The 13,736-nt window shown below is 65.1% G+C and carries 15 protein-coding genes; 5 read left to right on the plus strand and 10 right to left on the minus strand.

Features of this window, described 5'->3' with window-relative positions; genetic code table 11:
* Window positions 1–22: 22 nt before the first annotated feature.
* Window positions 23–820: an RIO1 family regulatory kinase/ATPase domain-containing protein gene (locus HVO_RS10455; protein WP_004043744.1), complete on the minus strand. Its 798-nt coding sequence runs from the start codon at window positions 818–820 to the stop codon at window positions 23–25.
* A 39-nt stretch (window positions 821–859) separates the two neighbouring features.
* Complete coding sequence (locus HVO_RS10460; protein ID WP_004043743.1) at window positions 860–1,297, minus strand: universal stress protein; 438 nt, start codon at window positions 1,295–1,297, stop codon at window positions 860–862.
* 152 nt (window positions 1,298–1,449) lie between these two features.
* Here HVO_RS10460 and HVO_RS10465 point away from each other — a divergent pair, with 152 nt between their 5' ends.
* Window positions 1,450–2,592 carry an acyl-CoA dehydrogenase family protein gene (locus HVO_RS10465; RefSeq protein ID WP_004043742.1) on the plus strand — a complete coding sequence of 381 codons (1,143 nt, stop codon included), beginning with the start codon at window positions 1,450–1,452 and terminating at the stop codon, window positions 2,590–2,592.
* Between the two features lie 24 nt (window positions 2,593–2,616).
* Here the strand turns inward: HVO_RS10465 and HVO_RS10470 are convergent, their stop codons facing one another.
* Window positions 2,617–3,072, minus strand: a complete 456-nt coding sequence (locus HVO_RS10470) for a FlaD/FlaE family flagellar protein (RefSeq protein WP_004043741.1) — start codon at window positions 3,070–3,072, stop codon at window positions 2,617–2,619.
* Between the two features lie 322 nt (window positions 3,073–3,394).
* On the opposite strand from HVO_RS10470, the gene HVO_RS10475 reads away from it, so the two are divergent.
* Window positions 3,395–5,521 (plus strand): histidine kinase N-terminal 7TM domain-containing protein, encoded by a 2,127-nt coding sequence (locus tag HVO_RS10475; RefSeq protein ID WP_004043740.1) that lies wholly within the window; start codon window positions 3,395–3,397, stop codon window positions 5,519–5,521.
* Window positions 5,522–5,619: 98 nt separating this feature from the next.
* Here the strand turns inward: HVO_RS10475 and HVO_RS10480 are convergent, their stop codons facing one another.
* The 6 genes from HVO_RS10480 to HVO_RS10505 all read right to left on the minus strand — a co-directional run bounded on the left by HVO_RS10480 (window position 5,620) and on the right by HVO_RS10505 (window position 10,537).
* Window positions 5,620–6,717, minus strand: coding sequence for a hypothetical protein (locus HVO_RS10480; protein WP_004043739.1), 1,098 nt, complete (start codon window positions 6,715–6,717; stop codon window positions 5,620–5,622).
* Window positions 6,718–6,819: 102 nt separating this feature from the next.
* A complete protein-coding gene (locus HVO_RS10485) occupies window positions 6,820–7,350 on the minus strand; it encodes a FlaD/FlaE family flagellar protein (protein WP_004043738.1) in 531 nt (176 codons plus the stop codon).
* Window positions 7,351–7,642: 292 nt separating this feature from the next.
* Window positions 7,643–8,152 (minus strand): chemotaxis protein CheD, encoded by a 510-nt coding sequence (locus tag HVO_RS10490; protein ID WP_004043737.1) that lies wholly within the window; start codon window positions 8,150–8,152, stop codon window positions 7,643–7,645.
* A gap of 21 nt (window positions 8,153–8,173) precedes the next feature.
* Window positions 8,174–9,361 (minus strand): chemotaxis protein CheC, encoded by a 1,188-nt coding sequence (locus HVO_RS10495; RefSeq protein WP_004043736.1) that lies wholly within the window; start codon window positions 9,359–9,361, stop codon window positions 8,174–8,176.
* Window positions 9,358–9,726, minus strand: a complete 369-nt coding sequence (gene cheY / locus HVO_RS10500; protein ID WP_004043735.1) for a chemotaxis protein CheY — start codon at window positions 9,724–9,726, stop codon at window positions 9,358–9,360. Before cheY ends, HVO_RS10495 begins: the two co-directional genes overlap by 4 nt.
* Window positions 9,727–9,874: 148 nt before the next feature.
* A complete protein-coding gene (locus tag HVO_RS10505; protein WP_004043734.1) occupies window positions 9,875–10,537 on the minus strand; it encodes a DUF7500 family protein in 663 nt (220 codons plus the stop codon).
* Window positions 10,538–10,669: 132 nt separating this feature from the next.
* Here HVO_RS10505 and HVO_RS10510 point away from each other — a divergent pair, with 132 nt between their 5' ends.
* The 3 genes from HVO_RS10510 to flgA2 all read left to right on the plus strand — a co-directional run bounded on the left by HVO_RS10510 (window position 10,670) and on the right by flgA2 (window position 12,536).
* Window positions 10,670–11,008: an ArsR/SmtB family transcription factor gene (locus HVO_RS10510; RefSeq protein ID WP_004043733.1), complete on the plus strand. Its 339-nt coding sequence runs from the start codon at window positions 10,670–10,672 to the stop codon at window positions 11,006–11,008.
* A 213-nt stretch (window positions 11,009–11,221) separates the two neighbouring features.
* Window positions 11,222–11,863 (plus strand): flagellin A1, encoded by a 642-nt coding sequence (gene flgA1, locus HVO_RS10515; RefSeq protein ID WP_004043732.1) that lies wholly within the window; start codon window positions 11,222–11,224, stop codon window positions 11,861–11,863.
* 10 nt (window positions 11,864–11,873) lie between these two features.
* Complete coding sequence (flgA2, locus tag HVO_RS10520; protein WP_013035369.1) at window positions 11,874–12,536, plus strand: flagellin A2; 663 nt, start codon at window positions 11,874–11,876, stop codon at window positions 12,534–12,536.
* A gap of 319 nt (window positions 12,537–12,855) precedes the next feature.
* Here flgA2 and HVO_RS10525 read toward each other — a convergent pair whose 3' ends face one another.
* Window positions 12,856–13,596, minus strand: a complete 741-nt coding sequence (locus HVO_RS10525) for an RAD55 family ATPase (RefSeq protein WP_004043730.1) — start codon at window positions 13,594–13,596, stop codon at window positions 12,856–12,858.
* Window positions 13,597–13,736: the final 140 nt, after the last annotated feature.

Below are 13,736 nucleotides of genomic sequence, written 5' to 3' on the forward strand. Positions count from 1 at the left end.
CGCGGCTTTTTCCGACCGCGTGCTACGCCGCGTGCTTTTCGATTTCGCCTTTGAGCGACGCGGCGTCGAAGTCGTGGTCGGGCCGGATGTTGACGAAGTCGAGGAAGTCGACGGCGTCCAACAGCGCGTCCGCGTCGTAGGAGTCGAGCGCCGCGGTGACGGCCTTCTTGGGACCGACGAGCGGTTCGAGCGCGGCCAGCCCGCAGGCGAGGTCGTACGCGCGGGCGTCGCGCATCCCCTCGTCGTTGACGTTCGTCGCGTCGATGAAGTAGATGCCGTCCTCGCGGACGAGGACGTTCTCGGCTCTGAGGTCGCCGTGAGCGAGGTGGTTGTCGTGCATCGCCGCGAGCGCCGCGAACAGTTCGGGGGCGAGCCGTTCGACCTCCGCTCGCGGGGCGGTGTCGAGGGTGTGGAAGTTCGGCAGGTATTCGAGGACGAGCACGCCGAGACCGTCCACCTCGAACGCCTCGACCGGCGCGGGCGCTTGCAGGCCGATGTCGCGGAGTCGCTTCGTCGCTTCGAGTTCGTGTTCGGCCATCTCCAGCGGCGTCCCGAAATGCCCGAAAAAGCCCTCCGTCCCGCTGGAGAACGCGCCGAGGTTTCGCCCGGTGGTGAAGACGGCGTGGACGAGCGAGTTCTGTTTGGAGATGACTTTCACGAACCACTCGTCGTCGACGACCATCGGGGTCGAAAGCCAGTTGTCCGCCTCGAGAAATCGGATGTGGAGGCTGTCGCGGTCGTATCGCCGAGCGAGTTCGCGGGCGACCGTCTCCAGACGCGGCCACCCGAGGCGGCCGCGGACGAGCCGACGGAGGTCCATGCACCCCCGTAAGACGAGGGGCGGCTTAACCTCGTGGGCCTACGACGATTCCTGTCGGACCGTCAACACGGGCGCGTCGGAGCCGCGGACGACGCGCTCGGCGACGCTCCCGATGAGGTAGCGGTCGATGCCGCTGCGGCCGTGAGTTCCCATCACGACGAGGTCCACCTCCCGTTCGTCGGCGTGGCGGATAATCTCGCTCGCGGGCGTGCCCTCCGTGACGACGGTCTCGACCTCGACGCCGGCCTCGCGGGCCGCCTGAGCGACGCGGTCTAGCACCTGCTCACCGCTTTCGAGGAGCGCCTCGCGGACCCGTTCGAGCGAGAGCGCGGGCGCGGCGTAGCCGACCTCGCGCACGTCCGCGACGTAGAGCGCCACGAGCGTCGCGTCGTAGGTGCGGGCGTGTTCGATGGCGTGGTCCAACGCGGCGTCCGCGCAGTCGCTGCCGTCGGTCGGAAAGAGGATGTGGGAGTACATACGAGAACGTCGGGCCGCGGCGCAAAAAGACCCGGATGCCTATTCCCACGCGATGGGAGTACCCGACGTGGGCTGCCGCCTTCGCCGGCCGCGACGCATATCCTTCATGGTCGTTCGATTAGTTTATGTCCGGCACGGCGATAGTTGGTCGCATGGACTTCGACATCCCGGCCGAACACCGGATGATTCGGGACACCGTCCGCGAGTTCTGCGAGGAAGAAATCGCGCCCATCGCGCAGGACATCGAGGACGAACACCGGTTCCCCGCGGAGATATTCGACCAGTTGGCCGAGTTGGACGTGATGGGCGTCCCCATCGACGAGGCGTACGGCGGCCTCGGCGGCGACCAGTTGATGTACGCGCTCGTCGTGGAGGAACTCGGTCGCGTCTCGGGCGGTATCGGCCTGTCGTACGCCGCCCACGTCAGCCTCGCGTCGAAGCCTATCGAACTGTTCGGCACCGACGAGCAGAAGGAACGCTGGCTTACGCCGCTGGCGACCGGTGAGCACCTCGGCGGCTGGGCGCTCACCGAGCCCGGGTCCGGGAGCGACGCCAGCGACATGGACACGGTCGCAGAGCGGGACGGCGACGGCTACGTCATCGACGGCACGAAGCAGTTCATCACGAACGCGAACGTCGCCGGCTCGGTCCTCGTGAAGGCCGTCACGGACCCCGGCGCGGGCTACGACGGCATCTCGACGTTCATCGTCGACCCCGAGAACGACGACGGCTTCGAGGTAACGACCGAGTGGGACAAGATGGGGCTCAACTCCTCGCCGACCTGCGAGCTCTCCTTCGACGACTGTTGGGTGCCCGAAGACCGCCTCCTCGGCGAGGAGGGCGGCGGCTGGAAGCAGACGATGAAGACGCTCGACGGCGGCCGCATCTCCATCGCGGCGCTCTCGGTCGGGCTCGCCGAGGGCGCGTACGGCCACGCCAAATCGTACGCCCAAGAGCGCGAGCAGTTCGACCGGCCGATTTCGAAGTTCGACGCCATCCGCGACAAACTCGTCTCGATGCACCGCAAGACCGAGCGCGCGCGACTCCTCACCCACAAGGCCGCGACGCGGTACGACGCCGGAAAGCGGGTCAGCCGAGAGTCCGCGTTGGCGAAACTCGACGCCTCGGAGGCCGCCCGCGAGGTCGCAGAAGACGCGGTGCAGGTGCTCGGCGGCTACGGCTACACGACCGATTTCGCCCCTCAGCGGTTCTACCGCGACGCGAAGCTCATGGAAATCGGCGAGGGGACGAGCGAGATTCAACACCTCATCATCGGCCGCGAACTCGGCCTCTGAGCGGCCGTCGAAGCCGGCGGTGACTCACTCCGACTCGGCCATCGCCGACAGCCGAGCGACGTAGGAGAAACTGCGGACGTGGTCCTCTTCTGTCGGCGCGTCCTCGAAGTCGGCGGGGACGGTAAAGGAGACGACGCGCTCGCGAATCGTGTCGTGCGGCTCGTCGCCTATCCAGCCGATATCGCGGTAGTACGACGCCATCTCCAGCGCGCCGCGACCGCCGAGTCGCTCGACGAGGTGGACACACCAGTCGAGCAGCACGCGCTCGGCCCGCGGCGTCCGCGGAATCTCGTCGAGGAACGGCTCGCCGTCCGAGGTGACAGCCGCGGTCGTCGCGAGGAGGCGCTCGTGAGCCACGTCGCTCCACGCCCGGTTCGTCGGTGCGTCGACCCAGTCGAACGACCGAGCGCCGGAGTTCCGTCTGAGTCCGGGCCCGGTCGGGCCGTCGGCGTCAGTCGGGTGACGTGACTCGCGCGGCATCTATCCCTGCGTGTGCGTCCATCCGAATTAAGCGTTCGGGCGAACGTCCGACATATGACAGCCACACGAACGTTCAATCCGAGAGAGTGGGTGAACGGTTGAGCTGATAACTCCGAACGAGACTACGAGTCGAAAGCTGATTTGACGGGCGTGTCACTCGGCGTGGCGTGATTTCTCTCTTCGCTCCGTCTGCTATCAACTTTGATATATGGGGCGAATCGCTTAAGTTCCGTACCAGCTACACGTTTGATATCGCTCCGATGTGACACTCATCGGAAAGAACAGTTCCGAGAGAGTCACAGATGCGAGCCACGACCCACATATGACCAGCGTCGGGCAGTACCCACACGCGTACGCGCTGTTCGCCGCGGGCATCCTTGCGGGGGTCGTCACACTCGTTGTTCTCGGCCGGTTCCGACGCTACTCGCGGCGCGTCCGCCTCCCGTTTGCGCTGTTGACGCTCTCCGGGAGCATCTGGGCCACGGCGTACGGGTTCCTCTTCCTCCCGATGACGCCCAGCGCAGAACTGTTCTACGCGCAGTTGGCGTGGGCCGGCGCGGCCGTCATCCCGACGGTCTGGCTCGTCTTTGCGCTCGTCTACGCCGGCGAAGACCAGCTCCTCTCCACGCAGATGCTCGGCTTTCTGGCCGTCGAGCCCGCCGTCGCTATCGCCCTCAAGTTGACGAACGCCTCCCACGGGCTGCTCGGGTCGTCGCTCGGCCCCTGGCGGGCCATGCAGCCGGACCGGTTCGGCGCCCCCGGTGCGGACTTCCTCGGTCCGTTCGGCCCGGTCCTCGTCCTCGTCGCACACGTCGTTTACGGGTTCGGCGTCGCGGTCACCGGGGTGAGCGTCATCGCGAGAACGTACCTCAAAAGCTCGAACATCCACCGGCGACAGGCCGGGTTTCTCTTCGTCGCCGGGGTGATTCCGCTCGCCGCGCTCGGCGGCGAGTTCTTCTTCCCGTTCCGCATCAATCCGGTCCCCGTCTCTATCGGCGTTAGCTCGGTCGTCGTGCTCTGGGCGCTCTTCAGACACCAACTGTTCGATATCACGCCCATCGCCCGCGACGCGATTCTCTCGGAGATGCGCGACGCCGTCGTCGTCCTCGACGAACAGGACCGAATCGTCGAATCGAACGGGGCCGCCTCGGAACTGTTAGCGCGGCCGGTCTCCGAGTGCGTCGGCGAGTCCGTCCTCGAAAGCGTTCGCGTGCCGTCCGAGGTTCAGGCGGTGTTAGCGGGTCGAGACAGGGCGCAAGCGGTCGTCGAAGACGACGGGACCAACCGCTATTTCGAGGTCCGTTCCGAACCGCTCGGCGACCAGACACGCGACCGGACGCGCTTGCTCGTCTTCTACGACGTGACGGAACGCCGCCGCACCGAAGAGGAGTTCCGCGCGCTCATCGAGAACTCGCGGGACGTCATCACCGTCCTCAACGAGGACGGCGAACGGACCTACACGAGTCCCTCGATGACCGAGGTGCTCGGCTATCAGACCGACGCGCTCGTCGGTGAGCCGGTGCTCGACCTCGTCCACCCCGATGACAGAGACCGGGTCGCTGACTGCTTCGACGAGGTGGTCTCCGGCGACCCGCCCGTGCGCGCCGAGTTCAGAGTCCGCCACAAAAACGGTACGTGGCGGCGGTTCGAGACGGTTGGCGTCAACCTCCTTGATGACCCCGCCGTCGGCGGCGTCGTGTTGAACTCGCGGGACGTGACGAGTCGCCATCGCTACGAACAGCGCCTCCGAGTGTTGAATCGCGTCCTCCGGCACGACCTCAGAAACGACATGAACGTCATCCTCGGCCACGCCGACCTCCTCCTCGACGAACGCATCCCCGCCGAGTCGAAGGACCACGCCCGGACGATAAAGCGGAAGGCGTCGTCGCTCGTCGAACTCGGCGAGCAGACCCGGCACATCGACACGACGCTCACCCGCGGGCCGTCCGGACTCGAACCCGTCGAGGTGGTCGAGCGCATCGAGGCGCAGTTAGACGACATCGAGTCCGACTACCCCGAGGCAATCGTCCACCGGAACCTCCCCGACAAGATGTGGGTCACCGCGGACGACCTCATCGAATCGGCACTCAAACACCTCATCGACAACGCGCTCGAACACAACGACCGCGTCATCCCGGAGGTCGGCGTCACCGTCGAGCGGAGCGCGACCTCGAACGACTACGTCGAGATTCGAATCGCCGACAACGGGCCGGGCGTCCCCGACGCCGAACTCTCCGTCCTCGAATCGGGGACCGAGACGCCGCTCCAGCACATCAGCGGACTCGGCCTCTGGCTGGTCCAGTGGATAATCGACCGCTCGAACGGTCGGCTCCGGTTCACGGAGAACGAGCCGCGGGGGTCCGTCGCCATCGTCGGCCTCCGGAGCGCCGACCGAGCAGCCTCCGCCAGCGACGGCGGCACGATAACGGGCGAGTCGGAGACGGACTGAGAGACGGGCTGAGCCGCGCAGTAATCGAGTCGCATGATCGACGTGTCAAAGCCGAAACAGAGAACGAGACAACGAGCCGACCCGAGAGCCGAGCGTGTTCAGGTCGCGTTTCGGTCCCGGAGCCGCACCGCGAGCCTGTGTGCGCCCGCGGCCGCGGCGGTCGTCGGGTCGTCGGGGACGACCACGTCTACGGGACGGTCGAGCTCCGCGGCGAGGCGTGATTCGAGTTCTGCGACCAAGCCGGGGATGCACGCCATCCCGCCGGTGACGACCAGCGGGCGTGCGCGAGCGAGCTGATAGGTCTTCATGTGCGAACTCGCCAGCCGCGAGAAGAAGTCGCTGAGCTCTGTGACCGCGTCGTCGAGGTAGTCGTCCAGCGGCTCCATCACGCCCCGTTCGACGGTGAACTCGTGGACGCCGTCGCCGCCGTCTCCGTCCCCGCGTTCGACCGCGTCGGTGAAGGGTTCGAACCCGCCGAAGTCGGCGTGGGTTTCCTTGTACTCGCGGGCGGTGTCGGGGTCGATGGTCGCGCGCCCCTCGGTCTCGGCTTCGACCGCCTCGGCGATGCGCCGGTCGACGCGGTCGCCGGACACCTCTGCGGAGACGAACGGGAGCAACCGCGTTCCGTGTCGGTACGCGCACGCTTCGAGGTTCGTCGGGCCGAGGTCGAGGGCGACGAACACCTCGTCGACCGCCTCGATTCCGTCGCCGAGCGCCGGAATCGACGCGCACAGCGATTCCGGGAGCCCTCGCGTGAGCGTCCCCCCGAGGCCGCACTCACCGACTGCGGTGCCGAAGTTCGCGAGGCCGACCCTGTCGTCGACGGTCGGCATCGCGTAGACGACGGCGCTTTCGGCCGGGAGGTCGTGTCGCTCGCAGAGTTCGCGGACGAACCGCTCGAACAACTCGGCGTCGCGGGCGGTCGCGGGCACGCCCGAGCGAAGCATGAACTCCGCTCGGTCACCGGACCGCCGGACCGCCCCCTCGTCGTCGCTGACGCGTTCGTCGCCGGGGAGCGCGTCTTCGCCGTCGACCAGACACGAAGGGACCTGAACGGTCGTCGCCGCGTCGCCGTCGTCGAAGACGAGCGTCGTTCGGGCGCTCCCGAACTTGACGCCGACGGCGGTCGGAGCGTCGCGCTCGCCGGACTCGGGCGTCGCGTCAGTGCCGTTGGCCGTGGCTGCGTCGTTCGTCATACGGTATCAACTCGATTCGGACTCGGCGGGGTGGTTCGCGCAGTCATGGGATACACTCGGTTGTCGGAAGGAGAGACCGTGTTCGAGACCCGGCGGTCGGCGTCACACCATCGAGGAGAGGCGGGCGACGTAGACCAGGCTCAGCAGGTGGTCGTCGACGTCGAGGTCGGTCGGTTCGTCGACGTCGGCGGAGAAGCCGAGGAGATAGTCCCGGAGCGTCTCCTCGACGTCCGGCGTGACCCAGCCGACCGTCTGGTAGTACCGGAGGGCGTCCATCGCCCGCTTGAACCCGCTTTTGAGGACGAGGAACTCCAGCCAGTCGAAGACGACGCGCTCCGCGCCGTACTTGTCCGGCAGCGAGCGGAGATACGGCTTTTCGACGCCGTCTTCCTCGCCGCGGGACTGGTGGACGAGCAGGTGTTCGAGTTGGCTCGACCGGAGCGCCTCGGACGCCTCCTGTCGGCTCCGGTCGAAAAGCGGGTTATCGAACCGGAACGGTCCGCGGTCGTCGAACCGGCCGTCGTCGAACCGGCCGTCGTCGAATCTACCGTCGCCGTTCCGTCTGGCTCGTGGTGCGTCACGCGCGATACGTCGAAGTTCGTCTGGGTCGTATTCGTCCGGGTCCAGGTACATGGGTCACCTCGTTCAGGACGGCACGAATCCCCTGAGTCCCCCGACTCGGGGCGGCGGAGCACGCAGCGCGCTGTCCGCGATGTCACACGCGATATCGTACCGTGTCGGTGAAAGCATTCGAAGGAGGCGACATAAATCTATTCGAGACATTATCACTCGTGATACCTCGATGTGCGGGCGCTCGAACTCGGTCGTCGTCATTCGACAGTCGGTGTCGTCGGTCACCAAACGATGAGTGTGGGTTCGTTCCAACACCGTCGCACCGAGACCGAGGGACAAGGAGCCGAACCGCTCAGAGAACGTGAGTGCCGCTCTTCGCGCTTCGCACGCGGAGGTCGCCGGTCTCGCTGTCGAGTTCCAGCGAACGGCCGTGGGAGCCGCCGACGTCCTCGGCGACGACGTCGATGCCGAACCCGTCGAGCGTCGTTCGCGTCGCGGCGACGTTTCGGTCGCCGATACTGCCGTCGCCGTCGGCCGAGGTGAAGTCGAACATCGTGCTTCCCCCGGCGATTTTGGCGACGATTCGGTCGGTGTCCGCGCCGACTGCCTGCATCTCTGCGATCAGGAGTTCGACGCCGGTGTCGACGAACTTCGCCGGCTCGCTGCCGTCATCCGCCTCCGGAAGCATCGCGTGTGCGAGCCCCGAGACGCCGGTCTCGGGGTCGTACAGCGCGACGCCGATACAGGAACCGAGACCGCTCGTCGTCAGCGTGCTCTCGTCGCTGGAGACGGCGAAGTCGGCGATTCCGACCTTGATTCGGCCGGAGCGGGCCGCGGGCGTGTCCGTGGTGTAAACTTGCATTGAGATTCCTCTACGGAGGGGTCACGCGGCGGGCGAGAGTTGCTTGAGCGCCTTGCGCAGTTCCGTCTCGTCGGGGAGCGCGTAGATATCGCAGGTGAACTCGTCGTCGTCCGTTCGAATAGTCGAGTCGATGAGGAACGCGTACTCTTGGGACTGCGCGAGGTCGGTCGCGAGCGGGTCGATGATGGCCGACCCGATGTCGTGGACGTGCTTCGGCGGCGAGATGTCGATGGTCGTTTCGAGCGCGTTCGCCCAGCCGTCGAGGAAGCCGGAGGTCGTGATGTTCCCGATTTCCTGAATCGCGCTCTGGCGCATCGCCTCGTCGCCCTCCATGCCCGGCAGGAGGCTGCTGGCGATGTTCTCGGCCGACGGCTCGTCGAAGAGGATAGCGATGTAGCCGCTCGGCGTCCCGCTGAACTCCAAGACGACGCCGCGTCGAACCGCGTCGGTCAGCGACATCGGCACGCCCTCGATGGGGACGAAGCTCAGCCGACTCACCTCGACGGTCGTGTCGATGCCCGTCATCGCGGTGATGTCCTCGGACGCCTGGGTCGCGCCGTCGTTTATCATCTCGGAGAAGGCGGCGAACGACTCGACCGGGAGCGCGCCGTCGTCGCCGCTCGCCTCGACGATGGTCCCGATGGACGAGGCGGTCGGCACCATGTACAGGTCGAACTCGATGGCGTTGTCCGCGGCCTCCAACTGGTTGCGGAAGACGAGGACGTGCTCGTCGTCGCCGCCGTTTTCGAACCCCTCGGCGTCGACGCGGTCGAGCGGGCCGTCGTTCTCGTCGTCGACGTAGGTCGGTGTCGTGATGTCGACGGTGGTGTCGAGGTAGTCGGCCCAGCCGTCGATGAAACCGCCGAGCATGATGTTCGCGACCTCTTTGAGGCTACTCTCAGCGAGTTCGCCGTCGGCGTCGGTGGCGTCGATGCCCGGCATCAACGCGTCGACCAACCGCTCTGCGGACTCGGGCGAGAACGCCAACACGGTGTGGCCGTCTAAGCCGCCCGAAAAGCCGATGTGGACGCTCACGAGGTCGCGCTCGGCGAACTCGTTTTCCACGTCCGACTTCGTCCCGAGTTCGACCTTGGTGACGTTGACGTACGTGTCGATGCCCGCGAGCGTGGTCAGCGAACCGGCGGCTTTCTCCGCGCCCGAGTGGGCGAGCCGACTGAACGTGCGGAGCGACCGGACGTCGAGATTCATGCCTCTGCCTGAATCACGTCGGCGATAGCCTGGAGCACGTTCGGCTTCTGGAACGGCTTCGTGATGTAGCCGTCCGCCCCCGCCTCGACCGCTTCGCGCATCTTTTCTTCCTGTCCGACCGACGTGCACATGATAACCGATGCGCCGGCGTCGAGCGACTTGATCTCGGACGTCGCTTCGATGCCGTTTCGAATCGGCATCACGACGTCCATCGTGACGACATCGGGTTCGAGTTCGCGGTAGAGTTCCACCGCTTCGACCCCGTTTTCGGCCTCGCCGACGACTTCGTGTTCACCCTCGAGGAGCTGTTTGAGGAGATTCCGCATGAACGCAGAGTCGTCCACGACCAGTACCTTGCTTGCCATACCTCCAGATTTCCGAAAATCACACCATAAACCCTTCCTCCCCATTATCAAGGCTGATATGGTGTGTCGAGGAGGAACCACCCGCGTCGCGTCGTGCAGACCGCAGCAATCGGGTTCCAACGCCCACCCGAACCGCGTCACCGACGCATCAGCGTCGGCGCGGCGGGAACGACGCGCCGGTGTCTTCGACGGCGTCGAGGAGGTCGCCGATGCTGTCGTCTCGGTCGAGTCCGTTGGCGGTCGCGAGCGCCTCGACGGCACGAACGGGATAGGTAACCCGCACCTCCGAGGCTAAAAGCAGGATGCCGAGCACCTCGTCGCGCGGGGTGTCGGCGTTGCCGACGGCGTCGGCGTACCACGAGAGAAACGAGTTGACGACTTCGGTCACGTCGTCGGAGACGGTCTCGTGGCGAGCGACGTTGCCGTCGACGAGCGCGGTGGTGACGAGCGCGTGGTCCGCGCGGACCGCTCCGACGCGCTCTGCGAGCAGGCGTCGAGCGAGCACGGCCCGTTTTTTCGGGTCTTTCGGGAGGACGAGTTCGGGAGCCGCGGCGTCCTCGCCGCGCTCGTCGTGCTCGTCGCCCTCGCCGGAGGTCTCCGTATCGGACCCTGTGGTCTCACCCGAATCGGAGGGCGGGCTCTCGTCGTCTGCCGCGTCGGCGGCCGGCGGCTTGGCCTCTCCGGTCGAGATGACGTACCGGCCCGTGTCGAGCGCCGCGACGTGCTCGTCGCGGCTGATATCGAGTTCGTCCGTCCCGACGACCCCCTGTTCTCGCTGGTGAGTGGGGGGACGTTCGTCCTCGTCGTCCATCGGCGAATGCTCGGTGCCGTGGCATATAATCCCATCGTCACCGTCCGTGGCGGACTCACTACTATGACTGAGAACGTGGCAGATAGCCAACCAACACATTGACAAGCCGTGCGTCCTGATAAATCTCCATCTATGGAGTCTGACAGGACCCTCTCCGCACTGGGAAACGAATACAACCCTGACATCCTCCGTGCCGCGGACGAACCCCACTCGGCACAGGAGTTCAGCGAGATGTTGGACATCCCCATCGCGACCTGTTATCGCCGGATCGAGGAGTTGACGGCGGCGGGGCTCCTCGAACTGCACGACCGGGTTCTCTCCGACGAGCACCGACGAACGAACGTCTACCGCCGTGAAGTCGACGAAATCGTCGTTCGGTTCGAGGGCGACGACTACACGGTCAGCGTGACCGAACGCCCGGAGGTGAAGAACAAACTCGACGACGTGTGGCGGAAGATTACGCAGGACTGAACCGCTCCGACTCCGGACTCTTTTCTTACGTTTTCTGAGACGAGTGCTCGCTGATCGCTCGCGTGAGCGTGCGGAGGAGTTTACGTATTGACGCACCGACCCTACGATATCAGTCTTGATAGTGAGGGCCGTAGCGTTATGTAGGACCTCTCCAAGTTGACGAGTGACGGTTCCCCGCTCCCCACCGAGTGTGGGACCAAACCCACGAAATCTATGTTCGAAAACATCAACGAAGACCGGGGTCAGGTCGGTATCGGGACGCTCATCGTCTTCATCGCGATGGTTCTGGTCGCCGCAATCGCGGCGGGCGTCCTCGTGAACACGGCTGGCTTCCTGCAAGCCACTGCCGAGGACGCCGGACAGCAATCTGTGAACAAGGTCACCAACCGCGTCGACGTCGTCAACGCCCACGGCTTGGTTAACAAGACCGGCGAGGAACGCACCGTCGACCAGATTTTCCTGACGGTCCGCCTCGCGGCCGGTTCGGGGAGTGTCTCTCTCGAAGATACGACGGTCAAGTACCTGAGTGAGACGACCGCGCGAACCCTCACCTACAACGACACCGTCACCGGCTCCGACACGGCAGACCCGGCTAACCTGACGACTGGGAACAACTTCACCGCGGGCGTCCTCGAAGACGGGGACGACTCGTTCGAGGTTCTCAACGAGCAGTCCGACCGCGCGGAGATGGTCATCAACACCTCCACGGTCGAGGGTGACAACACCAACGGGACGGCCACGGGTCAGACCGTCAAGCTCGACATCACCAGCCGCAACGGTGGCACGGCGCAGGTCATCCTGACGATGCCCCAGCAGCTCGCCGGCAAGGACAACAACGACCCCATTGCGCTCTGAGGAGATTCAAATGTTCAACAACATCACTGACGACGACCGCGGTCAGGTCGGTATCGGGACGCTCATCGTCTTCATCGCGATGGTTCTGGTCGCCGCAATCGCGGCGGGCGTCCTCGTGAACACGGCCGGCTTCCTGCAGGCAACTGCCGAAGACGCCGGAGAGCAGTCCGTGAACAAGGTCACCAACCGCGTCGAAGTTCTCAACACGCACGGCACGGTCGGCGGCGAAGAGGACATCGACAACATCACGCTCACCGTTCGTCTCGCCGCCGGTTCCGACGCGGTGGACATGAACGAGACCTCGATTAAGTACCTCAGCGGCGACAGCGTCGTCACCCTGACCAACCAGACGGTGACGTCCGGAGCGAACTCCGCGACGAACGACTCCGCGGAAGGCGTCGCAGACAGCGACGAGTTCGGCCTCTCCGAAGTCACCGACGACGACGGCTCGTTCGGCGTCCTCAACAGCATGAACGACCGCTATGAGGTCACCATCGACACGGCCGCAATCGAAACCAGCGACGGTGACAACACTAACCTCATCGGCGGTCTCTCGACGGGCGAGCAGGTCACCCTCGAAATCACCTCTCGCACGGGCGGGACGACGCAGGTCATCCTGACGATGCCCCAGCAGCTCGCCGGCAAGACGCAGAACGAACCCGTCGAACTGTAACCCGGCACCGAAACTTTCCTTTCATTTTATCGACGTCGACTGCCGAGCGGCAGCGCTGTCGTTTGTTCGGAGTGCACGGCCCACAGCGCGACTCGACCGAGTGACGCTGTCGGTCGCGGCGCTCACGTGACGGGCAACGCCGCAGCCGAGTCGGGACGGTGAGCCGAGACGAACTGCGAGGAGACAGTAGCTGGTGAGACGAACACGAACAAATCGACGAGTCGGGCGCGTTCTCGTGTGCGAGCGAGTCGAAAGAGCCGACGGCGAAAACAGGGAGAGCGCAGCGAGATCGGGGCCACCGGCCTTCAGGACCGACCCGTTACTCGGTCTCTTCGCCGAACCACGGCGGCGACTCCCCGACCATGGAGAACCCGGCCGCCTGCTCGTATATCTTGATACCCCCCTGTGCGATTTCCAGCGGGAACATGGAGTTCTTGATGCTCTGCTTGCGCATTTTCGCGACCCAGATGTAGCGGTTGCTCGTCGCGCCCGCGGGACTCTGGATGAGGTAGATGTTCCCGTCGGTCAGGAAGTTCTCGAGGCCGATGTCGGTCTCGGGGAAGATGGCCGACTGCTCGGTCGTCAGAAGCGAGGTGAGACCGCTGTCTTTCAGGATGTCGATGAACTTCAACAGATACTGGCGCTGTTCTTTCTCGTCGTCGAAAAACAGCTGGAACATCGTCAGCGAGTCGAGGACGAGCCGGTCGTAGTTGGTGTCCTGGAGGTCGCCGAGGATGCGGTCGAGCGTCGCCGAGAAGTCGCCGTCGCGGAGGAGCGTCCGCTTGTCGTAGACCTTGATCTCGCCGGACTCGACGTACTCGTGCCAGCGGTCGAAGCCGATGGACTCGGCCGCCTCGCGGATGTCGTCTTCCGTCTCTTCGAAGGTGAGATACAGGCCACCCTCATCGAACTGGTCGACGCCGTTGTAGAGATACTGGAGGCCGAGGATACTCTTCCCTGTCCCCGGGTTGCCGCTGATGAGCACCGCGGCGTTCTTGACGATACCGCCGTTCAGGATGGAATCGAGTCCTTCGACACCGGTCTTGACTAGTTCTGTCATGGTTGTGTTGAAACGGGTGTTGGCTGTCGGAGGAATGTCCGTGCCGACGCCGGATAATTCTTCTTACCGCCGCTACGCCGTCGTCTGACTTTTATTACACGTTCGTCGCACAGAAATTCATAACCGCGAAAATATCGGGT

Origin of the sequence: Haloferax volcanii DS2, from assembly GCF_000025685.1 — an archaeon.
GTDB lineage: Archaea > Halobacteriota > Halobacteria > Halobacteriales > Haloferacaceae > Haloferax > Haloferax volcanii.